Raw genomic sequence first — 24204 nt, forward strand, 5'->3', positions numbered from 1 at the left:
AAGTTCAACGCTTATTTTCTTGAGCAACCTTCTATCGCTAGAAGAAGTACTCAAAACCGACCGTAAGGTCAAAGGTTAAGTGAATAAGGGCGCACGGTGGATGCCTTGGCACTAGGAGCCGATGAAGGACGGGACTAACACCGATATGCTTTGGGGAGCTGTAAGTAAGCTATGATCCAGAGATTTCCGAATGGGGGAACCCAGCATCTTTTATAGGATGTTACGTCTGCGTGAATACATAGCGCAGTCGAGGTAGACGCAGAGAACTGAAACATCTAAGTACCTGCAGGAAGAGAAAGAAAATTCGATTCCCTGAGTAGCGGCGAGCGAAACGGGAAAAGCCCAAACCAACAAGCTTGCTTGTTGGGGTTGTAGGACTCCGATATGGTAGTCTATTCAGATAGTCGAAATACTTGGAAAAGTATGTCAAAGAGGGTAAAAACCCCGTAGGCGAAATTTGGATAACACCTAGGAGGATCCTGAGTACGGCGGAACACGAGGAATTCCGTCGGAATCCGGGAGGACCATCTCCCAAGGCTAAATACTCCCTAGTGACCGATAGTGAACCAGTACCGTGAGGGAAAGGTGAAAAGCACCCCGGAAGGGGAGTGAAATAGATCCTGAAACCGTGTGCCTACAACAAGTTAGAGCCCGTTAATGGGTGATAGCGTGCCTTTTGTAGAATGAACCGGCGAGTTACGATAGCATGCGAGGTTAAGTTGAAGAGACGGAGCCGTAGCGAAAGCGAGTCTGAATAGGGCGAATGAGTATGTTGTCGTAGACCCGAAACCATGTGATCTACCCATGTCCAGGTTGAAGGTGCGGTAAAACGCACTGGAGGACCGAACCCACGTACGTTGAAAAGTGCGGGGATGAGGTGTGGGTAGCGGAGAAATTCCAAACGAACTTGGAGATAGCTGGTTCTCTCCGAAATAGCTTTAGGGCTAGCCTCGGAATTGAGAATGATGGAGGTAGAGCACTGTTTGGACTAGGGGCCCATCTCGGGTTACCGAATTCAGATAAACTCCGAATGCCATTCATTCATATCCGGGAGTCAGACTGTGAGTGATAAGATCCATAGTCGAAAGGGAAACAGCCCAGACCACCAGCTAAGGTCCCCAAATAACTATTAAGTGGAAAAGGATGTGGGGTTGCACAGACAACTAGGATGTTGGCTTAGAAGCAGCCACCATTTAAAGAGTGCGTAATAGCTCACTAGTCGAGTGACCCTGCGCCGAAAATGTACCGGGGCTAAATAGTTTACCGAAGCTGTGGAGTGCACCATTAGGTGCATTGGTAGGAGAGCGTTCTAAGGGCGTTGAAGGCAGATCGTGAGGACTGCTGGAGCGCTTAGAAGTGAGAATGCCGGTATGAGTAGCGAAAGACAGGTGAGAATCCTGTCCACCGAATGACTAAGGTTTCCTGGGGAAGGCTCGTCCGCCCAGGGTTAGTCGGGACCTAAGCCGAGGCCGACAGGCGTAGGCGATGGACAACAGGTTGATATTCCTGTACCCGTTGTTTTTGTTTGAGCAATGGAGGGACGCAGGAGGCTAAGAAGTGCAGACTGATGGATATGTCTGTTCAAGCAGTAAGTCTTGGTAGGAGTCAAATGCTTCTACCTATACGGACAAGCTGTGATGAGGAGGGAAATAATAGTACCGAAGCTTCTGATGTCACACTGCCAAGAAAAGCTTCTAGTGAGAAAACAACGGCCCGTACCGCAAACCGACACAGGTAGTCGAGGAGAGAATCCTAAGGTGAGCGAGAGAACTCTCGTTAAGGAACTCGGCAAAATGACCCCGTAACTTCGGGAGAAGGGGTGCTGCTCTAACGAGCAGCCGCAGTGAATAGGCCCAAGCGACTGTTTATCAAAAACACAGGTCTCTGCAAAATCGAAAGATGACGTATAGGGGCTGACGCCTGCCCGGTGCTGGAAGGTTAAGAGGAGTGCTTAGCGTAAGCGAAGGTACGAATTGAAGCCCCAGTAAACGGCGGCCGTAACTATAACGGTCCTAAGGTAGCGAAATTCCTTGTCGGGTAAGTTCCGACCCGCACGAAAGGCGTAACGATTTGGGCACTGTCTCAACGAGAGACTCGGTGAAATTTTAGTACCTGTGAAGATGCAGGTTACCCGCGACAGGACGGAAAGACCCCATGGAGCTTTACTGTAGTTTGATATTGAGTGTCTGTACCGCATGTACAGGATAGGTAGGAGCCGTAGAGATCGGGACGCCAGTTTCGATGGAGGCAATGGTGGGATACTACCCTTGCGTTATGGCCACTCTAACCCGCAGCCCTTATCGGGCTGGGAGACAGTGTCAGATGGGCAGTTTGACTGGGGCGGTCGCCTCCTAAAAGGTAACGGAGGCGCCCAAAGGTTCCCTCAGAATGGTTGGAAATCATTCGAAGAGTGTAAAGGCAGAAGGGAGCTTGACTGCGAGAGCTACAACTCGAGCAGGGACGAAAGTCGGGCTTAGTGATCCGGTGGTTCCGCATGGAAGGGCCATCGCTCAACGGATAAAAGCTACCCTGGGGATAACAGGCTTATCTCCCCCAAGAGTCCACATCGACGGGGAGGTTTGGCACCTCGATGTCGGCTCGTCGCATCCTGGGGCTGTAGTCGGTCCCAAGGGTTGGGCTGTTCGCCCATTAAAGCGGCACGCGAGCTGGGTTCAGAACGTCGTGAGACAGTTCGGTCCCTATCCGTCGCGGGCGTTGGAAATTTGAGAGGAGCTGTCCTTAGTACGAGAGGACCGGGATGGACTTACCGCTGGTGTACCAGTTGTCTCGCCAGAGGCATCGCTGGGTAGCTATGTAGGGAAGGGATAAACGCTGAAAGCATCTAAGTGTGAAGCCCACCTCAAGATGAGATTTCCCATTTCTTTAAGAAAGTAAGATCCCTGAGAGATGATCAGGTAGATAGGTCAGAAGTGGAAGGCCAGTGATGGTTGGAGCGGACTGATACTAATCGATCGAGGACTTAACCAAAAAGAAAAAAACATGTAAACTCGTAGAGTTTTGATTCTTCGATCCAGTTTTGAGTGAGCAACACTTACTCAATTGAATAGTGTGGTGGCGATAGCAAGAAGGATACACCTGTAACCATGCCGAACACAGAAGTTAAGCTTCTTAGCGCCGATTGTAGTGAAGGGTTTCCCTTTGTGAGAGTAGGACGTCGCCACGCATTTCAATTTTTCCGGCATAGCTCAGTTGGTAGTAGCGCATGACTGTTAATCATGATGTCGTAGGTTCGAGTCCTACTGCCGGAGTTGCTTGATAGCATCTGCTATCTTTTTTTTTGCATAAAATGACAAAAATAAAGACGTTGCCTTTGATTGCTGGGCTCCCCGTCAAGTGGACAATGAAATAGAATAAAATTATTTTGACGACTGTCTACCGAAATTCGGTAGGCAGTTTTTATGTTTTTTACTTTGTTTAACCTCAACTTTGCTCGACTGGCCTCCTTCTTGGTTAAGCGGATTTATTCTATTCGCTTGTCCAAGAGGGGGAGTGATTAAGCTGCCATTAATAATTCTTGATGAACTTGGATCGGTGTTTTGCTCTTCAAACATCGTTGATAGCGACCATTGTTGTAATAGTTCATGTATTTCTCGATCATTTCAACGAGACTTTCTCTACTGATAAACTTTCGCCGATAATATTTTTCTCGCTTAAGCATTCCCCAGAAGCCTTCCATTGGACCATTATCGGTACAACGGGCGACACGAGACATACTCTGCTTCATTTTCGCTTTCTTTAGCTTTGTGCAAAAAACTTTACTTGTATATTGAAATCCGCGATCGCTATGAAATAGCGGATGAGCGGTTGGTTCGGCGGCGACTGCTTGATCGAAGGTATCAAAGACTAATTTATTGTCATTTTTGTCGCTGATGACAAATGAAACAATGCGACGATCGGCGAGATCGAGAATAGCGCTCAAATAGATTTTCTTCACTTCGGCCCCTTCATAATACTTGAATTCACTCACATCTGTTAGCCATTTTTGATTCGGTTGATCCGCATAGAACTTTCGATTCAAATAATTTTTCGCAATATGATACGGAGTCTTGGATGCCTTAGTGATACTATTGCCTGAATGCTTGATGGTTGATTGGATTTGAAGTTTGCGACAGATTCGAAGAATACGCTTGTCATTCACTTGAAAGCCATAATCATTCACGAGATCTTCACAGATTCTGCGATATCCTTTATCGTTGTCTGCTTCATAAATATAACGAACAAGGTCTGCCAACTGTTCATTCAATACCACTTCAGGCAGTTTGGGATTTTTTAACCAACGATAATAGGCCGATCTTGTGACATGGAGCAGGGTACACATGGTGTTAATTGGATAGCTTTTTGTCTCGTGCAGCTCTTTGATCGATTGGTATTCAAACGTATGACGAACTAATTCAAATCCCGCCTCCTTTCTAACTCGCTGACTTTTTTTAACAGGTCATTTTCCATTTCAAGCAACTTGATCCGTCGTTCTTGTTGAGCCAGTTTATCGCGCATTTCTTCTTCGGGTGTTCTGGCAGGTTTACTTCCCGCTCGTTGCCCTCGACGGTCTTCTAAGCCTTTTTCTCCCATCTCGTCGTATTTCAACACCCAGTTCCGAACTTGTTGGTAAGAGACTTGGTACTGAATTGCGGTTTTCCCATAGTCTCGACCGTTGATAATACAGTCATGCACAATTTTAATTCGTTCATTCAATGTTGTTTTTCTGGATTTACTCATTCTACTTCCACCACTTTCTGATTTGAAGTTTCTATGAGTATTATATATCTTTAACCAGTCTTCTAATTGTTTTTTGTTACGAAGCCCGTATTTCTTGGCGACAGCTCTTAAGCTACCATATGTTCCAGCTAAATAATCATGGATCGCATTCAGTTTCAACTCTGTTGAGTATGATTGATTCCTTTTTGTAGGGAGTAAACCTGTGGGTCCTTCATTCTCATAAAGAGTGATCCACCTTTCTATCGTACTGAAACTTACTTGTGCTTCTTTGGCCAGGCTGTTTATGCTAGCTTCATTTTTTAAAGCTCTTTCTACAAAAGCTAGCCGTTCTTCTGAACTTAATTTCATTTTTCCTCTAGACATACAAACTCCCCCTATATAAGCCACTTTATATTTCAGTGTCCTATATAGGGGGAGCATATCATGATGGGGCAGCGTCTTTTTTATTTAGATGAAATCAGAACGAAAAGGAAGAAGTGTTGCTTGTACTGCTGTTTTTTTCTATACTATTAGAAAAGGAGACGATGGCGTGAGAAAAAAAGTACTTTTTGATTTAGATGGAACGATCATTGATTCGAGTGAAGGAATCTATGGATCGATTCAATATGCGATGGAAAAAATGGGAAAAGAGCAATTAGCGCAAGACGTACTGCGGAGCTTTGTGGGGCCGCCTTTGGTTGAATCCTTCCGTGGCTTGGGCTTCGATGAAGCTGCTGCCCAGCAAGCCGTTGCCTTCTACCGGGAAAATTATCGTCAAGCGGGCATGTTTCAAGTCCAACCATATCCGTTGATCGAAGAAACATTGCAGGAGCTGGCGCAGGATCACGATTTGTATATCGCTACGTCGAAACCAGAAGTTTTTGCAAAAGAGATCCTGACCCATCTCAAGTATGATGGCTATTTCAAAGGAATCTATGGGGCGGATCTTGAGAATAAACGTGGGGAAAAAGCGGCCGTTATCCGCTACGCGTTAACTGAGATCGAAAAGGAGCAAAAAGCGCAGCAAGCCATCATGATCGGCGACCGCGAGCATGATATTTTAGGGGCAAAAGAAAACCAGTTACCGGCAATCGGCGTTTTATATGGTTTTGGGTCAAAAGAAGAATTGCTTGATGCTGGTGCGATCGCTTTAGCCGCTGAGACACAAGAACTCTTAGCGTTGATTCCAGATTCATTATAGAGAAAAAGAGCTAACAAGCACCTTACAAGGCGTTTGTCAGCTCTTTTGTTACGCATTCGTTTGTTTCAGCTGCGGAGAGGCTTCCAATAAAAGATTGTTATCCAAATAGCCGCTTTCGTTTTTCAAAATCAAGGTTCCTGAAGTTGGGTGAACATCTAGAATCAGATGACCAGTCAAGAACATTTGATCATAGGTTGATGTAAAGAAAGTAAACTGATTGCTTGAGACTAACTCATTATATGGGGCTAACGGTTCGTCGATCGGTGTGATCAAAAAACGTTCGCCGATCATACAGCATCCAGCTGCTGAAGAAAATTGGTTCGATCCGTCATTACTCGTCAGAATATATAAGTCGTGTCCTTCTGGAAAGCGAGCAGCGGCAGTAGGGGTAATATGTAAGTCCATTTTGCATGATCTCCTTTTTGAAACGAGTGAGCAGCAAACTGTTTCGTTTCGATAATTGTTGATAAACCAAGTGTATCACTCCTCTTAGGGATGTGACAGCAACTTGCTTTTCAACAAACCAAGCTTAAAGTTTTAGCAAGAAAAAGGCGATAATACCGATTATCAGCAAGAAAAGCCCTAAGTACAAGAGCACAGTGACCGCAGCCTGGAAAAAAGAGCGCATTTCTTTCACCTCGAATCATTCTTCTCTTTATTTTACTGCATAATCACAGAGACAAGTAAGGAACTTCACAAATCTTAAAAGAAGTTTTAGGTCTCTTAAGAGTAGACCTTGTCCTTTTTTGTAACGCTTCCATTTTTTGTGGTAAAATAAAGAAAAGGAGGCGATTTGGATGTTACGTAATTGTCAAAATGTACTTGTTGCCTTGGATGGGTCGGATCAGTCAGAAAAAGCGTTCCAAGAAGCACTCGCGATTTGTCGTATGAACAAAGCCAAATTGTATGTCCTCTCTGTTATCAACAATGCTGAGTTATCCACAAGTGCCTATGCTTTTGCAAAAATTTTTGACCAAGAAAAATTGCGTGTGGAAACGGACATGTTGAAAAAAATCTATGATGCCAATCAGCATGGGGTAGAAGATGTTGAGGTAATCGTTGAAGTCGGCGATCCAAAACGCTTTATCATTCATGCAGCAACAGAATTGTACCCGATTGATTTGATCATTATCGGTGCAACTGGTAAAGGCACATTGACCCGAGCTGTCGTAGGCTCAACTACCGATTATGTCGTCAATCATTCGAAATGTACGGTGTTGGTCGTGAAGTAAGAAGTTGAATCAAACGGAAACAGTATGTTATTTTTTAAGTCAGCATAAAGCGTATCCTTTAAAAAAATTCACTGTAGTTGAAAAACTCGCTCTCTTAGCTTTAGGAGAGCGGGTTTTTTGTTGCAAAAAAGATGTGTCTAAAATGGAGCTGTGAGCACCAATTGAAAAATCCGTTTTGTTCGTTTTATAAAAAGATATTTATTTAAATTATTGAAAATTGACTATTAGAAGAGATAGTTTGTTACACTTTTAATAAGCAAAGGCTGTAGGAAAAGTATTGGAGAGAGGGGCTGATAATTTATCGACTTTACAGGATGCAGCAGAATACAATCGAATATTGTTGGAAAGGAGAAATAAATGATGAAAAAGATTTTTAAAATTTTAATGATCATGTTTGTTATTTTTATAGTAATTATTTTTCTGCCTACTATTATACTTTTCATAATTAAATAGAAAGAAGGCATTTGAAATGAATTGGTTAAATTGAATTGAACCTTCACCCCGTGGTAATTGTTCAAGTTTGACTTGCGGAATTAAACCTTGTATTTCAGATTCTTGTTTAAATAATGAGGGACATTGAGAGGATGTTGGAATAAATCTTGTTATATCAATTGTAAACAATAAAAAAGGAGAATGAAATGAAGCGTGTTGCAGAAAACTATTTGGTTGTTTTTTCGATTCTTTTGCTGATTATATGGCTAGGCTTGATCCAAGTGAAAGAATATTCGCAAGAAGCAGCCCTGTCGATCATTTACTTTATTAATCTATATACGCTCTTGTTTAAATTTAAAGATGCAGCGAGGATAGTGAAAGCAGTTGTATCGGTCCTACTATTGGGTTTTACGATCTTATTTCTTTTGTATATCGCAGGAAATTAGGGGCGTACGAATGATTAAGTTCAGAAATTATCGCTATACTTTGGGAATTAGATGCACAAAAAAAGACAACGTCCTAGAAACATTGTCCTACCAAAGCCACTTGACGGGCTTGAACCGTCGACCTCATCCTTACCATGGATGCGCTCTACCAACTGAGCTAAAGCGGCGTGTTATTTAACACAAGATATAGAATACCGTAAAGGTGCTGCTTTGTCAATGAGATTTTCGGATATTTCTTGAGAAAAACACTTTGCGGGAAGGGAAGTTTCTAAAAGGGGATTTTCTTGAAAAAAAGGAACAAAAAATTGATTTTTGCTCTTGCTAAATTATCTGACTATTTGGTATAGTACAGATAGATTCTTCCGGCATAGCTCAGTTGGTAGTAGCGCATGACTGTTAATCATGATGTCGTAGGTTCGAGTCCTACTGCCGGAGTATCAAAAACGACCTTCGTTTCGGAAGGTCGTTTTTTTGGTTGTGGATAGCCTGGGGATAATGGGTTCCCCAGTTTTTTCTCCAGAACACTCACTTCGCTGAGGAAATCTTTTGTATTAGTTCCTCGTATAAATCCGTCGTTTCGGCGGCTTTTTTATTTGTGTAAAAAACGGTTGGCCCATCTTTGGTGGTGACTTTTAAAATAGGTGTCGAGTTTATGTCCACGAACATTCTGGCAGGATCACCAGCAACGGTAAATTTACCGATTTGGTAACTGGCGGTTCCTACACCCATGGTACGAACACGAGGCGATGGCAAAGCTTCGATCAATTCCACCGTCTCTATATCTGCCAAAGAGACCGTTGTTTTCCCAGTCATTGGTGCATCGAAGGTGACTTCTTGTCCTTGCACTTCACCGGTAATCGCATCAGGAGCGAAATCTAAGCGATACATCGGAATGATGGTACCGACCATTAATACAAGTAAGAAGACAGCGGTGATACCTGAGACGATTTGTCCGCTACGTTTGCCTAGATTGATGCCGATATTCATCCCGACACGGTCAGGAACGAACAGTCGCGCATCATTAGGATTGATGTAACAACCATATCGCCAGTAAGCATCTTCACCATAATAGCGCGGTTGTCCTGCTGGTTCTAAGAGCTGATCTTGTTTTTTACGCAGATCTAGCAACAAGAAGAAGGTAAAGACGATCAAGAAAACAACCAAAACAACAAAGAGCACTAAGAGGATAGTACTGAATGCTCCAGTAGCGGACATGGATGCCAGCGGGACAGTCAACAAGAGTAGCGTAATGGTACAAGTGACAGCGATCAATAAGGACCAATAGCGCTTTGTTAAATCATTGATGTGCTGGTCGATAGCTGAATCACCGCTGATCCCGCGAACGGGTAAGTGGCTGATGATCACCCAGAGATAGACGAACAGCGCAAAAGTTGCTAAGGAGACGCCGCCCATCAAGTATCCTGTAGAAAGATCAGGCAACTGCCATGCTTGGTACAAACTGATCATCAACAAAATCCCCGCAGGAACGAGGCTATACCACGGCAGCATCCGTTTATTTTTGGCTTGAACGAGTTTTGTATCGATCCGAATCGGATCGATAGGTAGTTCCCATCCTTTGGCAAGGATCAATTGCCGCATTTTTCCAATGTAATGCACTTGCACCAGGTAAGCTGTCCCAAGCAAAGCGGCCATATAAAGCCAGAACAGGGTAAGGATGATGGAGTCAGATAAATTGAACAAAAAAAGGAGACTTGCTACACTAAATGTACCAACGATTTGTAAGATACGCTTGCGAAATTCTGTGATCAAGCTGTGGACGCTAGGATCATCCAGATGCTCAGGGGCAAGGGTATTTTCGAGTAAAACATTTTTGTGGGGTTTACTGATCAAGCGTAAACCAAATGCGGTCGTCCCACAGAGGACAAGAGCAATAATGAAAAAAAGATAGGTCATTTGCATTCATTCCTTTCAGGAAATTGGTCCAGCAGTTGTTGAACATCCGTTAAAAGCGCTTGCTTGCTTTTGCCGTGTAAGAGAGCGGTTGCTAGCTGCAGCTGCAAGTTTTGGCGATACTCCGCTTCTTGTCCAGAAGTAAACGGTGGTGGTGCGGCAACGGCGGTTCCTTTACGGCGATCCGTGACTAACAAGCCTTCTTCTTTGAGGGAATTGTAGGCTTTTGAGATCGTCATGGTATTGATGCCGATCTCTTCGGCTAATTGACGGACGGATGGTAGCAATTCGCCAGCGGATAAATCGCCTTTTGCGATACCGACAATGATCTGTTCCCGCAACTGCTGGTAGATCGGTTGGTTGCTTTGAGTTTGAATATCAAATATCATCGAAGACAGCTCCTTTGTATTATATATATTAATACAAAGTATACAAAATAGCAACTGGTAATCAAATGAACAAGAATCGTTAGGAAAAAGTAAATAGCTTGTTACAGTTCTGTTTCATGGATCAGGTATCCTTTGACAGATACAACTTAGAGGAGGAACTTTTTATGAGCCAATCGCAAAGAACGGCTTACTTTGATAATGCAAAATTTTTACTGATGATCTTGGTCGTCTTCAGTCACTTACTACAGCCTTTTATCGGCGATCAGAAGTTTTATCATGACCTATATTATTTTATCTTCACTTTCCATATGCCAGCTTTTGTTTTTCTGGCTGGGTACTTTGCCAAACCGTTGACGAAGGGACACAAGCTACGTGAGCTGATGAAAAAGTTCTTGCTGCCTTATGTCTTCTTTCAGGTGTTTTACACCGTCTATTACTGGTTGATCGGTCTACGGGAGTCGTTAAAAATCCAACTGTTGAATCCGCAATGGGCACTTTGGTTTTTGCTTAGCATGTTCTTTTGGCAGCTCTCCTTGCTGGTCTTTCGAAAAATGTCCAAAAAGCAGGCGATCTTGCTGAGTATCGGCTTGAGTATCTTCGCTGGCTACGTGCCATTTTTAAATCAAGTGTTGACCTTGCAGCGGACCTTTGTCTTTTTGCCGTTTTTCATCATCGGGTTTTATTTTCCCAAAAATGAGATGCGCTTTTTATTGAAACCAAAGATTCGGACTATCAGTTTGCTTTTCTTACCGATCATCTACACCTTTATCGCGTTTTTTCATGGGATGAACAAGTACATGGTTTTTGGTTCCAAGCCTTATGACGATTACTTGAGCTATCCGTTGTTCGGCGGTCCATTGCGTGCGGTCTTTTTCGTGATCGGGCTGATGGGGATCATCGGCTTTCTGAGCCTCGTGCCCAGAGAGCACCTCTTTTTTACGAAGTGGGGCAAAAACACCCTGCTGGTCTATCTTTTACAGGGGATCTTCATCAAGGGCTTGCGGGCATTAGCCATCACCGACTTGAACCTGTCGGTATTAGGCTTTGTGACGTTGGTGTTAGCCAGTGTTTTACTGACGATCTTGCTAGCTAGTCGTCCGATCCGCTTCCTTTATGCACGATTTGAACGAGGACTATCCTTTGTTTTACTTGGCTTTTTGCTTTTGATGCTAACTCTTTAAATCCTTGATACGAGCAACCGCTCTTAGAAAGATGATCCTTTCATTTTTCTAGGAGCGGTTGTTATTTGAGAGGCAGAGGCGTAAAATGGAAGGAACGGAAAGTGAAAGGATGAAGAAATATGTCAGAAATTTCAAAAAAGACCACCGCTGCCTTTGCGCAAGCGTATCAAGACAATAATAAACAAACGGCACTGCAACGGAGTGTTGTGAAAAATGGGATCACCGCTTCTGCGGAAAACGTGTCAGCAAAAGTCAACAATGTGCCAGTTTTTTCAGTTGATGTGACAACCGGGAAAGTCTCAAACCAAAAACAATCAGGCCGCTGCTGGATGTTTGCCGCATTGAATACATTCCGTCATAAGATGCTGAATGATTTCAATTTAAAAGAATTTGAATTGTCGCAAAACCATACCTTCTTTTGGGACAAATACGAAAAAGCCAACTATTTCTACGAAAATATTTTAGCAACTGCCAACGAGCCTTTAACAAGTCGCAAAGTTGCTTTCTTATTGCAAACACCACAACAAGATGGTGGGCAATGGGACATGATCGTTTCGATTTTCCAAAAATATGGTGTCGTACCAAAAACGGTCATGCCAGAAAGCAGCAACTCTTCCAATTCTCGTGACCTAAACAATTACTTGAACAAAAAACTGCGTAAAGATGCGGTTGCTTTGCGTCAGCTAGTGGCTGAAGGCAAAACAGCTGAAGACATCCAAACAGCCAAAGAAGCGATGTTGGAAGACATTTATCGTTTCTTAGCGACTTCTTTAGGCACACCGCCAGAAACCTTTGATTTTGAATACCGTGATGAAGACAAAAACTATCACATTGATCGCAACTTAACACCGCAAAGCTTTTATGAAAAATATGTCGGGGTGGACCTTGACGATTATGTCAGCATCATCAACGCACCAACTGCCGACAAGCCTTACAATCAATCGTATACCGTAGAAATGCTAGGCAACGTGGTTGGCGGCAAAGAAGTCAAATACTTGAACGTCGATATGCCGACCTTCAAAAAATTAGCGATCGCTCAATTGGAACAAGGGGAGTCCGTGTGGTTCGGTTGTGATGTCGGTCAATCTTCTACCAGAGATACTGGGATCATGGCATTAGATGCGTATGATATCAACGACCTATTTGACATCGACTTTACGATGACCAAAGCAGAACGCTTAGATTTTGGCGAAAGCTTAATGACCCACGCGATGGTCTTGACTGGCGTTGACTTGATCGACGGCGAATCAACCAAATGGAAAGTCGAAAACAGCTGGGGTGAAAAAGTCGGAACGAATGGCTTCTTCGTTATGAGCGATGCGTGGATGGATGAATACACCTATCAAATCGTGGTTCGCAAAGAGTTCCTGACAGCAGAACAATTGGCTGCCTTTGAAGCAGAACCAACAGTCTTAGCACCTTGGGACCCAATGGGGGCATTGGCGTAAGTCAGCAATTTCTATTGACCTCTTGAATATTCTCTGAAACTTTTCAAAAAAATGAAATGAAAAAATAACGAACCAGTTGCCGCAATCCAACCGTTAGGAAAGTAGAAATCCTAACAGTGTGGGGTTGCGGTAACGGTTCTTTTTTTATTTTCTGACAAAAAAGCGGTACCATCCTAGAAAAGTGGGAACTTATTTATTGTAAGATGAAGCAAACTTCTTTAAAATGGAATAGTCACTAATGATGCCACACGTCTCATTAGAGTGAACTGTTGAAGAATGGTCACTGGGAACCTTTACTTCCTCTGACAGACTTTGTCATGTTTATTGAACAAAAGGAGGATTCAAATGACAAATCTGTTAACTATTATTGTTGTTCTACTTTTTGCTGCCCTTATTTATGGGTTCTACTTATTGCAAAAGCGTCACGTGAAGTTTTCTACGCGGGTCTTTGCGGCGTTGTTCGTCGGGATCGTTTTTGGTGGCGTGCTGCAGCTGATTTTTGGGACAGGCTCTGACGTTGTCACGCAAGCTCTTGACTGGATCACGATGGTCGGTAGCGGCTATGTAGCTCTCTTGCAAATGCTGATCATGCCCTTGATCTTCGTTTCGATCGTTGGTGCTTTCACCAAGATGAAAGAAAGCGAAAAAATCAAGAAGATCAGTTTTACGGTTCTTGCGACTTTGCTAGGGACAACGGCGATCGCTGCCTTGATCGGGATCGTGATGGTCATGGTCTTTGGTCTTGACGGTGCCAGCTTTACCGAAGGGGCAACGGAAACAGCGCGGATCGCAGAATTAGCGGAACGTTCGACACAAGTCCAAGACCTATCGATCCCACAACAAATCGTTTCCTTCATCCCAAGCAATGTCTTCGCCGACTTTGCGGGTACTCGTTCGACAAGTACGATCGGGGTCGTGATTTTCTCAGCCTTTGTGGGGATCGCCTTTCTTGGTGTCAAACGTAAATCACCGAAAGAAGCGGAAACTTTTGCGAATTTGATGGACAGCTTATATAAAATCGTGATGCGTATCGTCACGTTAGTTTTGCGCCTGACACCTTATGGCGTTTTGGCATTGATGACAAACGTATTAGCTTCAAGTGATTTTGAAGCCATCTTGAACTTAGGCAAATTTATCATCGCCTCTTATGCGGCTTTGATTTTGGTCTTACTTGTTCATTCATTATTGCTGATCGCTGTTCGGGTCAATCCAGTAACGTATTTCAAAAAGGCTTTTCCAGTCTTGAGCTTTGCCTTTACTTCTCGTTCAAGTGCGGGAGCCTTGCCATTGAACATCGAAACCCAAACCAAAGCGTTAGGTGTTGATGAAGCCACGGCTAACTTTGCAGGCAGCTTTGGGTTATCGATTGGTCAAAACGGCTGTGCGGGTGTATATCCAGCGATGTTGGCAACGATCGTTGCACCAACGGTTGGGATCAATGTCTTTGATTGGCAGTTTATCCTGCTGCTAGTTGCAGTAGTTACGATCAGCTCATTCGGTGTTGCTGGTGTCGGCGGTGGCGCAACCTTTGCTTCATTGATCGTCTTAGGCTCAATGAACTTGCCGATCGCCATCGTAGGCTTAGTTATTTCTGTTGAACCATTGATCGATATGGCACGGACACTCGTTAATGTCAGCGACAGTATGGTTGCAGGAATGGTGACCAGTAGTCGTATCAACGAACTGGATCGTTCGATCTTAGATGATTCCGCCGCCGTGATCGAAGCCGAATAGAAACGTTTTGTAACAAGCGAAAGCAAAGAAAGACTGCGTGTGGTCTTTCTTTTTTTGTCCGTTAAAGCTCAGCTCATAGAAAAATCTAGGTTTCAGTGCCCTTAATAGCGAAGTTTCTGCTATACTTTTAACTAGAACATCGCGGGAGGGATAAGCAATGACACAATTGATTCAACTAGAACGAGCAGCAAACGTCAGAGAACTTGGCGGCTATCAAACGACAAACGGCACGACGATCAAACGAAAAAAATTGATCCGCAGTGCGGCGATCAATGAATTGACTGCTTCAGATCAAGCAGTACTGGCAAACTATGGGGTCAATCAGGTCATTGATTTTCGCTCCATCGCTGAAGCCAATGCACAACCTGATCGACCGATCGCCACAGCAAAGCAGCTTTTTTTACCTATTTTCAAAGAAGACGAAACGATGGTTTCCTTGTCGCCAGAAAGCTTGAAGCAGCGCTTGGAAGATGGGGAAGATGCCGAAGAGCAGATGAAAAAAGTCTACCGTCACTTTGTTGAAAGCGACTATGCCCGCCAACAATATCGGCAGTTCTTTGATCATGTGATCGACAATGCGGAAGGCGAAGGAGCAACCTTGTTCCACTGTACCGCCGGCAAAGATCGCACAGGCTTTGGCGCCTTTTTATTGCTGCATGTGTTGGCTGTGGCACCAGCGACGATCAAAGAAGATTATTTAGCGACCAATCGCTATTTAGCCCCAATGCTAAAAGAAAAATTTGCCCCAATGACCCAGCATTTGCCGCAAGAGCTGTTAACGGCGATTACGGTTTTGATGAGTGCCAAAGAGAGTTTTCTTGATGAAAGCTTGGCTGCGATCGATCAGCACTTCGGTTCGGTCGATCAGTATCTCCTGCAGGGACTAGGGCTGACGAAAGAAGAGCAAGCGTATTTGAATGCCCAACTGACTGAGTAAAGAAAGGGAGATCCGTATGGAGGAAGCATTGTTCGCAGCAATCGGGATGACCGGCTCGCTGACGCCCATCAGTGGTGGGGATGTCAATCAAACGTATCGTTTCACTACAGCAGAAAATCGCTTTTTTTTAAAGACCCATCCTCATGTTTCATCGGTGTTCTTTCAAGCAGAGATCAACGGCTTAGCTGAATTAGCCCCTTTCGTGCGGGTGCCAAAAATCGAACATCTCGGTCAGACTAAAGAGAGGGCATTTTTATTGATGGAATGGATCGATGGTGGGGAAGGACAGCAGCGACGCTTAGGTCAAAGCTTAGCTCGGCTTCATCAGCAGACGCAGGAGTCTTTTGGGTTTTACGAAGACAATTACATCGGCTTTTTGCCGCAAGTCAATCCGAAAACCACCGATTGGCTTGATTTTTATACAGTCTGCCGTTTGGATGTGCAAGTCGAATTAGCGAAGCTGGGTAATCGCTGGCATGCCAAACGGGAAGCCGCTTATCTGCGTTTGAAAGAATTTTTGCATGAGGATTGGCGTGATCGCAGCGTCACACCTGCTTTATTACACGGTGATTTTTGGCGGGGGAATGTGCTGTTTGATCAACAAGGAGAACCAGTGTTTCTTGATCCAGCAGTCACTTATGGGGATCGAGAAATGGATATTGCGATGTCCCAGCTCTTCGGTGGTTTTCGTCAGGAATTTTTGGAAGGCTATCAAGCAGTCTATCCATTAGATGAGGATTGGCAAGAGCGACTGCCAGTGTATCAATTGTATTATTTATTGGTCCATTTGAATCAATTTGGCGAAAGCTATGGACCAACTGTCGATGAAATATTGAGTCGTTTTTAGGAGGCAATTAGAACTATGGCAGCAAAGTATCAAACCACGCATGAAGTGGCGTATTATGAATGTGATGTCAACCAAACGATGACGTTTCCGGCCATGCTAGGCATCGCCATCAAGACATCAGAAGAACAAAGTGCGGCGTTAAACCGCGGACCAGAAGTCATCACTAGTTATGGCTTGACCTGGATCATCACCAGCTATCACATAACGGTGACTCGTTTGCCGCGCGTAGGGGAGCAGATCCAAGTGGCGACCCAGGCGAGAGAATACAATAAATTTTTCTGCTACCGTTACTTTTGGTTATTGGCAGAAGATGGAACGGAACTGGTCAAAATCGAGGCGGTTTTTGCGTTGATGGACCCTGAGACGCGCAAAGTCAGCAGTGTACCAGATGAGATCGTGGCGCCTTTTGGCAGTGAAAAAATCAAGCGAATCAAACGCTATCCGAAGATCACCCCTATCACGCAAGGACAATTTTTGCCGTATCGGGTGCGTTTCTACGATATTGATAGCAATCAGCATGTCAACAATGCCATGTATTTCAATTGGCTGATGGACGTCTTAGGCTATGAGTTTTTAACAAAACATGAAGTGACACAAGTGACGATCCGTTTTGATCGGGAAGTGGCTTACGGCCATTTGATCGAAAGCCATTTTCAAATCAATGAGAAGACAGTCGATGAAGCCGGCGAGGCTGTGCCGCTGCAAACGATCCACGAGATCAAGATCGGTGAGGATACTTACTGCGAAGCCATCTTTACTTGGCGAGAAAAATAAAACAACCCTTTTGCCTCCATTAGCGGAACGGCAAAAGGGTTTTTGTTTGGTTAATTCTCCATGAAATCAGGCAGTTCATCCATGGTCAACCCACGGTTTTTCGCTATCAGCAATTTGATGCGGGCTTTTTGGCTATTGATGCTATTGCAGAAAATCACCCCAAGAGCTTGCAATTCGATCCCGCCGCCTAAGTAGTCATAGACCGGCTCGGCAACTCCGTTGAAGCAGCGAGAAACTAAGACGACTGGAATGTTTCTAGCAATCAGTTTTTTCAAAGGCTCTATGGTCTGCGGCGGCAGATTGCCAGCGCCTAAAGCTTCGATCACTAGTCCATCGATCAGCGAGTCGGCTAAAGCATCGAACAATTCCCCAGTCATTCCCGCATAGGCTTTGACGATCGGAAACAGACCATCGACACGATCAACATCCAAATGGCGGTTATTTAACAGCTCTTGCATGAACAAGATACGGTGCTTTGTGACTAAGCCGATCGGACCTAATGTCGGGGTGCGGAATGTCGCAATATTGGTGGTGTGGGTCTTCGTAACATAACGTGCGGAATGGATCTCATCGTTCATCACGACTAAGACGCCTTTTCCTAAGGCATCAGGTGATTTCGCCACCCGAATCGCACTTTCAAAGTTATAAAGCCCGTCACTGCCGATTTCATTACTTGAGCGCATGGCGCCAGTCACCACGATCGGTAACTGACCGCCGATCGTGGTATCTAAAAAGAAGGCTGTTTCTTCCAGCGTATCGGTTCCGTGAGTGATCACGACCCCATCGACACCGCTTAAATGCGCCAGCTGGATACGTTCTTTCAGCTGCAGCATTTCTTTTGGGGTCATATGAGGACTGGGAATATTAAAAATGTCTTCGACGATCAATTCAACATCGTCGTCAATGTGGATCGGTGCATCCATCAGCGGATTGCTGACATCAGGGCTGACGCCGCCTGTCAGGGTGTCTTCTTTCATGGCGATGGTGCCGCCAGTGTGCAACACGAGAATTCGTTTCATTTTTTCATCACCTGCAATGATTTATTTACTCTTAACTCAAAACTATTGTATACTATTAAAATAAGAAAACAAGGAGCGATGGGAAAAAATGATTCGAATTGGTTGTACCACATTTAGTGAACATGGCAGTCTCGTGCAAAGAAAAAACTCGAAATTATTTGAGTATGCCCGTTATTTTCCGTTAGTTGAGCTGGATACCACCTATCATTTTTTGCCAAAAGAAAAAGACGTGCGCAACTGGTTGACCCAGATTCCCGAAAATTTCCGCTTTGTGTTGAAAGTCCATCAAAGTGTGACCACCCAAGGGGATTTGCCAGATCAGTTGACCATGACCGAAGCACTGCAGCTTTATAAAGAAGCGATCGCGCCAATGGTAGAAGCAGGCAAACTCTTTTGCCTATTGGCGCAGTTTCCCAACAGCTTTAAATGTACGAAAGAAAATGTTGCCTATTTAGACCAAGTGCGAGAATGGTTTGCGGGCTATCCAGTGGCGATCGAGCTGAGAGACAGCAGCTGGTATCAGCCGAAACTGTATCCGGGAATGATCGATTATATGAAGCGAAAGCAGTTTTCCTTAGTAGTTGTTGATCAGCCAAAAAAGCTATCGACCACCATTCCCCTTGATCCAACCGTGACCAATCCAGAGTTTGTCCTGTGCCGTTTTCACGGACGCAACGACAGCGGCTGGACAGCGACGGGACCAGATGCCAAAAATCTGCGGACCTTGTATCGTTATGACCAAGCCGAACTAACGGAGTTAAAACACGCAGTCCAAGCCATCGAAGCCAATGCCAAAGAAGTCGCAGTGGTCTTCAATAATAATGCCGGTCGTGATGCCGCTGACAATGCTCGCGCATTGATCGATGCGCTGCAGATCGATTACGAAGCATTAAATCCTAATCAGTTGAAATTATTTTGAGGAGTCATATGATAAAAGCAATCTTTTTTGATATTGATGGCACGCTGATTGCCAGCAACGGCAAGGCGCTTGCCAGTACCCGTGAAGCCATCAAACAAGCCCAAGCCAATGGCGTCCTCTGCGGCATTGCCACCGGACGTGGTCCGGTTGATTTAGAGAAGGTGATTGATTACTTGTCGTTAGACATGTTTATCACCTATAACGGCCAATATGTCTACACGAAGGAAAACTTGATTTATGCCAAACCTTTTCCAAAACAAACACTGGAAGCGATCGTAGAATACGCAGATGAAAATTACCGCCAAGTCATGTTTGGCGGAGAAACCCAAGTGGCTGGCAGCTTAACGATCCGCTTAAGCCAATCACCCGTCATGCAGCGCTACTTACGCTATGTGCCCAAAAAATTTCCCGTCGGTTTTTTAAAAAAAGTCTTGCAGCGTTTTAGTCCCAATCGCAACGCCAAGCGCTATGAATCGTTGGACATTTTACGAGAGCCCATCTATCAGTGCATTATGCTGAGCCCTGAATCAGAGCGCGAAAAATTACGGTCCAAGCTGCCGCAATGTGATTTTAAGCGATCCAATGCCTATTCTGTTGACATCGTGCCGAAAAACGGTTCGAAAATCAAAGGCATCAAAGAGTTTTTGGCCTATGAAGGGATCGCGATGGAAGAAGCGATGGCATTTGGGGATCATTTTAATGATGTGGAAATGTTAGAAGGCGTGGGGATCGGCGTTGCGATGGGCAATGCCCAGCCCATCACTAAAGCCAGTGCTGACTTTGTGACGGATACCAACGATCATGACGGCATCAAGAAAGCCTTAATCCATTTTGGCATTATTGCCGAGGATGCCCAAGCCAGGGAATAAAAAAATAAGCAAGTAGCCAATCTATGAAGCAACGTAGAAGACAGCGCAGAACCATAAAACAGAACCATGAGAAAAAGCAGAAAGAAGCGAGCAAAATGAGTCCATTTGAAATGACGGAAGAGTTTCATAAAACCTTTGATCCAACGCGACCGCCATATCCACAAGCTTTTTCAGCGGAAAAAGCCCAGTTTCGTGCTGGTTTTAAAATTGAAGAATTAGTTGAGTTCCTTTATGCTGCCAGCAACAATGACGAAGAGACCTTTCAAGCAGGTCTGGAGCATTTGCATCAAGCGATCGATCAAGCCCAAGCCAAGTTGGCTGCCAAACAACAGCCTGTCAGTGATTCTCTAGTAGAACAAGTCGATGCGCTTTGTGATCTACTGTATTTTACCTATGGCTCTTTTTCACTGTTAGGGGTCGATCCAGCGCCGATTCTGGCTATCGTTCATGACGCCAACATGGGGAAACTTTTTCCAGATGGGCAGCCTCATTATGATCCTGAGACCCACAAAGTCATGAAGCCGAGCGATTGGGAAGAACGGTTTGCTCCTGAACCGCGAATCAAGGCAGAAATCAACCGCCAATTGGCACAAAAACAAGCCCAAGAATCGTCAGAATAAAAACCAAACGTGCCAGTTGCCTGTTCCGATTGCTTATCAGCAAAAGGAGTGGTGCAACTGGCACGTTTGGTTTAATCAAAGAAAGTGTAGTAAAGGGTTCTGACAGCGGCTTTTTCTTGTTCTTTGTGGATACCGAACATGATGCTGACCTCAGAGGACCCTTGGTTGATCATCTCTAAGTTGATATTTTTCCGCGCAAGGGCAGCGGTACTGTCGGCAGTGATCCCGACTCGTTGACGCATTCCTTCACCAACGACGACGACCATGGATAGATCGTGGGTCATTCGCAGTTCATCGGGATCGATCTCGTAGGCGATCTTGCGCAGCAGTTCTTCTTCCAATACTGGATTCAACTGGTTGGAGCGCATAATGATCGAGATATCATCGATTCCTGAAGGCATGTGTTCATAATTTAAATCAAATTCACGGAAAATCTCTAAGACCCGTAACGTGAACCCAACTTCGCGGTTCATCAAGTATTTGCGGATATAGATCATACAAAAGCCTTCGTCACTGGCAACGCCGATCACGGGCTGATCCAAATTGTCTCTCTGGTTGGTGATCAAGGTACCAGGATGACTTGGATTATTGGTGTTTTTGATCACCACGGGAATTTTCGCATGGTATGAAGGCATCAACGCCTCATCGTGCAACACAGTAAAGCCTGCATAAGACAGCTCTCGCATTTCTCGGTAGGTCACTTCTTTGATGGACTCTGGATGATGAACATAGCCTGGATGAGCAGAAAAAATCCCATCGACATCGGTAAAGTTTTCGTACAATTCTACTTGCAGACCAGCCGCCACGATGGCACCAGAAATATCTGATCCTCCTCGAGAGAAGGTACAGATCTTGCCCGCTTCTGTGTAGCCAAAGAAGCCAGGAATCACTAAGATTTCAGGACTGTCGCGCCATTGTGCAATCTTGGCGTACGACTTGTTCAAGATACGGGCGTTTTGAGGTTCATCCGTCACCAGCAGCCCAAGTTCTTGCGGATTCATGTAGCGAGCAGCTAACCCACGGCTTTGTAAAATCCCTGCGATCAATTTGGCGTTGTTGTCTTCGCCGCTTGCCAAGACTGTATCATAAAGATGCGGATTGTCTTGGGTAGGCAGTGTTTGAAAAGCCGCCAATGATTGCCAGATGCGATCTAAATGGACTTGTTCGATACCAAAGGGGGCGGCGATCGCTGTATAGCGGGCATAGATTTCTTCTATTAAATCAGTGATTTCTTCTTGGGCACACAGACGGGTACAGACAGCTAGTAACAGATCGGTGACTTTCTGATCGTCGCTGGAACGCTTACCAGGCGCTGAAACAACAACAAACCGTCTTTTAGGATCACTTTCAATTATCGCAACAACTTTTTCGACTTGTTCGGCTGAGGCAAGGGAACTGCCTCCGAATTTTGCTACTTTCATTTGACATTACTCCTGTTCAAGCTTTTTACTAGAGTACAGTTTCAATAGGGAGAAATCAAGCGGTTTCTTGAAAAAAATCGGAAAAATCAGAAAAAAAGTCACTTGTTGATGTAAATTTCACGATTTGTTTTCATTATCGCTGGAAAAGCCGTGATTTATTTTATTCGATGCGAAAAAAGTCGATCTTTTTTGCCTCAATCTAATGCTTGATTTTTTTCTTTATGCTATAATCTAGCGTAGATGCTTTTTTATAAAGGGACTATCTGTCCTTTTTATACTCAACGAACTTATCAATCAATCTGCTGATCAGCAGGTTTTAGACGAAACATGTATATTTGAAAATTGGAGGAACCACAAAATGGGAACTAATATCATCTTTGGAATTGTCATTGCCATCATCATCATTGCGGCGGTCTTGTATGCAATTGGCTTTTTCATGCGGAAGAAAAACCAAGAAAAGCTGAATGACTTGGAAAAACGCAAAGAAAATCTGTTTGACTTGCCGGTGATCGAAGAAGTCGATGAAGTAAAAAGAATGCACTTGGTTGGTCAAAGTCAAAACACCTTCCGTGAGTGGAACCAACAATGGACAGATATCTCCACAAAATCTTTTGCTGAACTTGAAAGTCAAATCTTTGAAGTGGAAGAGCTGAACGAACGCATCCGCTTTTTTAAAGCAAAAGGGGCGATCGTCCAAGCCGAAGCGACCATGGACGAGATGGAACGCCAAGTGGAAGAGATTCGCGCAGGCCTGAAAGAATTACGAGAAAGTGAAGAACGAAATTCACTGGAAGTCCAAAAAGCGCTGGACGTTTACGAAGACTTGAAGAAGAAGCTGCGGGATCAAGGCGAAGAATTCGGTCCTGCTTACAATGAGCTGCAAAAACAAATCAAAAACATTGAAATTGAGTTCACCCAATTTGTTACCTTAAATACTTCAGGCGATCCTGTGGAAGCACGGGAAGTGTTAGACCAAGCGGAAAAACACACCTATGAAGTGGAAGACCTAATGAAACGGATCCCAGCGGCGTACGAAGAATTAAATCGTACCTTCCCTGATCAGTTGAAAGAAATCCAAGAAGGTTATAAAAAATTATTAGAACAAAAATATGTGTTCCCAGAAGCAAACTTCCAAGAAGAAATCAACCGTGTGAAAAAACGGGTTGAAAACTCCATGAACGATCTAGCGAAAACAGAAGTCGCTTCCGTTGAAGTGGCAAGCCGTGATACTGCAAGTGATATCGATGCCTTGTATACGGTGATGGAACGTGAGATCAATGCCAAGAAATATGTCATGAAAAATCGTCAGATCATCGAAGACTACATTGACCACGCAACGAAGAACAACCGTCAGTTGTTGATCGAGTTGGATCATACGGCGCAAAGCTATACTTTGAATCATAATGAATTGGGTCGCGTTCGCGGCTTCCAAACCGAAGTGGACGAATTGGCTCGCCGCAACAACGAGTACTTACCGAAATTGGAAAAACATGAGATTCCTTATTCAGAAGTGCAAAGCTTCTACAAAGATGCCTACAAGATTTTGGATGATGTGGAAAGCCAGCAAGTTGAAATCGATGATTCTCTTGCGGAATTACGTCGTGGCGAAAAAGTTGCACAAGAAAAAGTGGAAAGCTTCGAATTCCGTCTACGCAACTTGAAACGGTTTGTTGAGAAACAACGCTTACCTGGTTTGCCAGGCGAGTATTTAGAATTCTTCTTCGTGGCAACGGATCGTGTCGAAGAATTAGGCAAAGAATTGAACAAGATTCGCATTAACATGCAAGAAATCAATAAATTGGTTTCTGTCTGTGAAGAAGATCTTGATCTTTTAGATGAACAAACAAAAGACTTAGTGGATGCTGCGGCATTGACTGAGCAAATGATGCAATATGCCAACCGCTATCGTCATTCTCATCCAGATATCAAGGCAGCGATCGACAAATCACTTTACTTGTTCAGTAAAGAATATCGCTATCAAGATGCGCTAGATGAAATCGGCACAGCGTTGGAACGAGTAGAACCAGGTGCCTTCAAACGGATCGAAAACTTCTACTTCAATAACCGCGACTTAGTATAATACGAAAGCCAGCAGTGAAAAACTGACT

At 44.3% G+C, this 24204-nt stretch carries 20 protein-coding genes, 3 tRNA genes and 2 rRNA genes; 17 read left to right on the forward strand and 8 right to left on the reverse strand.

Translation table 11 applies throughout. The features are described 5' to 3' along the window. Positions 1-73: 73 nt before the first annotated feature. The 3 genes from IGI69_RS03000 to IGI69_RS03010 all read left to right on the forward strand — a co-directional run bounded on the left by IGI69_RS03000 (position 74) and on the right by IGI69_RS03010 (position 3269). Positions 74-2988 (forward strand): 23S ribosomal RNA (locus IGI69_RS03000). Between the two features lie 80 nt (positions 2989-3068). After that, positions 3069-3184, forward strand: a 5S ribosomal RNA gene (gene rrf, locus IGI69_RS03005). Positions 3185-3195: 11 nt separating this feature from the next. Next, positions 3196-3269: transfer RNA gene (locus tag IGI69_RS03010), tRNA-Asn, on the forward strand. Between the two features lie 245 nt (positions 3270-3514). Here IGI69_RS03010 and IGI69_RS03015 read toward each other — a convergent pair. Next, the gene (locus tag IGI69_RS03015) at positions 3515-4381 is read right to left on the reverse strand and encodes an IS3 family transposase (RefSeq protein WP_311776546.1); all 867 of its coding nucleotides are present in this window, start codon (positions 4379-4381) and stop codon (positions 3515-3517) included. Between the two features lie 26 nt (positions 4382-4407). After that, positions 4408-5100, reverse strand: coding sequence for a transposase (locus IGI69_RS03020; RefSeq protein ID WP_438739694.1), 693 nt, complete (start codon positions 5098-5100; stop codon positions 4408-4410). A 166-nt stretch (positions 5101-5266) separates the two neighbouring features. Here IGI69_RS03020 and IGI69_RS03025 point away from each other — a divergent pair, with 166 nt between their 5' ends. Further along, a complete protein-coding gene (locus tag IGI69_RS03025) occupies positions 5267-5917 on the forward strand; it encodes an HAD hydrolase-like protein (protein ID WP_010747442.1) in 651 nt (216 codons plus the stop codon). 48 nt (positions 5918-5965) lie between these two features. Here the strand turns inward: IGI69_RS03025 and IGI69_RS03030 are convergent, their stop codons facing one another. Next, positions 5966-6322 carry an iron-sulfur cluster biosynthesis family protein gene (locus IGI69_RS03030; RefSeq protein WP_438739696.1) on the reverse strand — a complete coding sequence of 119 codons (357 nt, stop codon included), beginning with the start codon at positions 6320-6322 and terminating at the stop codon, positions 5966-5968. 392 nt (positions 6323-6714) lie between these two features. Here IGI69_RS03030 and IGI69_RS03035 point away from each other — a divergent pair, with 392 nt between their 5' ends. Beyond that, positions 6715-7149, forward strand: coding sequence for a universal stress protein (locus IGI69_RS03035; RefSeq protein ID WP_005225130.1), 435 nt, complete (start codon positions 6715-6717; stop codon positions 7147-7149). Between the two features lie 638 nt (positions 7150-7787). Continuing rightward, positions 7788-8027, forward strand: coding sequence for a hypothetical protein (locus IGI69_RS03040; RefSeq protein ID WP_010747444.1), 240 nt, complete (start codon positions 7788-7790; stop codon positions 8025-8027). Positions 8028-8121: 94 nt separating this feature from the next. Here IGI69_RS03040 and IGI69_RS03045 read toward each other — a convergent pair. Beyond that, positions 8122-8194 (reverse strand) — tRNA-Thr (locus IGI69_RS03045). Positions 8195-8388: 194 nt separating this feature from the next. Here IGI69_RS03045 and IGI69_RS03050 point away from each other — a divergent pair. Beyond that, a tRNA-Asn gene (locus IGI69_RS03050) sits at positions 8389-8462 on the forward strand. A gap of 90 nt (positions 8463-8552) precedes the next feature. Here IGI69_RS03050 and IGI69_RS03055 read toward each other — a convergent pair. Beyond that, a complete protein-coding gene (locus IGI69_RS03055) occupies positions 8553-9941 on the reverse strand; it encodes a hypothetical protein (RefSeq protein ID WP_010747445.1) in 1389 nt (462 codons plus the stop codon). Continuing rightward, positions 9938-10327, reverse strand: a complete 390-nt coding sequence (locus tag IGI69_RS03060) for a GntR family transcriptional regulator (protein WP_005225133.1) — start codon at positions 10325-10327, stop codon at positions 9938-9940. The genes IGI69_RS03055 and IGI69_RS03060 overlap by 4 nt, the downstream gene beginning before the upstream one ends. A 164-nt stretch (positions 10328-10491) precedes the next feature. Here IGI69_RS03060 and IGI69_RS03065 point away from each other — a divergent pair, with 164 nt between their 5' ends. From IGI69_RS03065 to IGI69_RS03090, 6 genes are all read left to right on the forward strand, one after another. Continuing rightward, the gene (locus tag IGI69_RS03065) at positions 10492-11508 is read left to right on the forward strand and encodes an acyltransferase family protein (protein WP_270788168.1); all 1017 of its coding nucleotides are present in this window, start codon (positions 10492-10494) and stop codon (positions 11506-11508) included. Positions 11509-11627: 119 nt separating this feature from the next. Continuing rightward, a complete protein-coding gene (locus IGI69_RS03070; protein ID WP_005225135.1) occupies positions 11628-12956 on the forward strand; it encodes an aminopeptidase C in 1329 nt (442 codons plus the stop codon). 345 nt (positions 12957-13301) lie between these two features. Beyond that, a complete protein-coding gene (locus IGI69_RS03075) occupies positions 13302-14690 on the forward strand; it encodes an L-cystine transporter (protein WP_010747447.1) in 1389 nt (462 codons plus the stop codon). Between the two features lie 157 nt (positions 14691-14847). Beyond that, positions 14848-15627: a tyrosine-protein phosphatase gene (locus tag IGI69_RS03080; protein ID WP_438739699.1), complete on the forward strand. Its 780-nt coding sequence runs from the start codon at positions 14848-14850 to the stop codon at positions 15625-15627. Between the two features lie 16 nt (positions 15628-15643). Beyond that, complete coding sequence (locus IGI69_RS03085; protein WP_438739701.1) at positions 15644-16474, forward strand: fructosamine kinase family protein; 831 nt, start codon at positions 15644-15646, stop codon at positions 16472-16474. 15 nt (positions 16475-16489) lie between these two features. After that, complete coding sequence (locus tag IGI69_RS03090; protein ID WP_438739703.1) at positions 16490-17248, forward strand: acyl-ACP thioesterase domain-containing protein; 759 nt, start codon at positions 16490-16492, stop codon at positions 17246-17248. A 50-nt stretch (positions 17249-17298) separates the two neighbouring features. Here IGI69_RS03090 and IGI69_RS03095 read toward each other — a convergent pair whose 3' ends face one another. Further along, on the reverse strand, positions 17299-18267 hold the full coding sequence (locus IGI69_RS03095) for an asparaginase (RefSeq protein WP_005225140.1): 969 nt from the start codon (positions 18265-18267) through the stop codon (positions 17299-17301). 88 nt (positions 18268-18355) lie between these two features. Between IGI69_RS03095 and IGI69_RS03100 the strand changes: the two genes are divergently transcribed. The 3 genes from IGI69_RS03100 (at position 18356) to IGI69_RS03110 (ending at position 20675) form a co-directional block, all read left to right on the forward strand. Next, the gene (locus IGI69_RS03100; protein WP_010747451.1) at positions 18356-19186 is read left to right on the forward strand and encodes a DUF72 domain-containing protein; all 831 of its coding nucleotides are present in this window, start codon (positions 18356-18358) and stop codon (positions 19184-19186) included. A gap of 8 nt (positions 19187-19194) precedes the next feature. Next, complete coding sequence (locus IGI69_RS03105) at positions 19195-20055, forward strand: Cof-type HAD-IIB family hydrolase (RefSeq protein WP_005225142.1); 861 nt, start codon at positions 19195-19197, stop codon at positions 20053-20055. Between the two features lie 95 nt (positions 20056-20150). Further along, a complete protein-coding gene (locus tag IGI69_RS03110; protein WP_034695349.1) occupies positions 20151-20675 on the forward strand; it encodes a haloacid dehalogenase in 525 nt (174 codons plus the stop codon). A 71-nt stretch (positions 20676-20746) separates the two neighbouring features. Here the strand turns inward: IGI69_RS03110 and IGI69_RS03115 are convergent, their stop codons facing one another. After that, entirely contained in the window at positions 20747-22096 is a 1350-nt protein-coding gene (locus IGI69_RS03115; protein WP_010747453.1) for an aspartate kinase, read from the reverse strand. Between the two features lie 358 nt (positions 22097-22454). Between IGI69_RS03115 and ezrA the strand changes: the two genes are divergently transcribed. Further along, positions 22455-24176, forward strand: coding sequence for a septation ring formation regulator EzrA (gene ezrA, locus IGI69_RS03120; protein WP_005225145.1), 1722 nt, complete (start codon positions 22455-22457; stop codon positions 24174-24176). Positions 24177-24204: the final 28 nt, after the last annotated feature.

The sequence above is a fragment of the Enterococcus sp. DIV1083b genome, assembly GCF_051713705.1.
In the GTDB taxonomy this organism is placed as follows: Bacteria; Bacillota; Bacilli; order Lactobacillales; family Enterococcaceae; genus Enterococcus_D; species Enterococcus_D casseliflavus.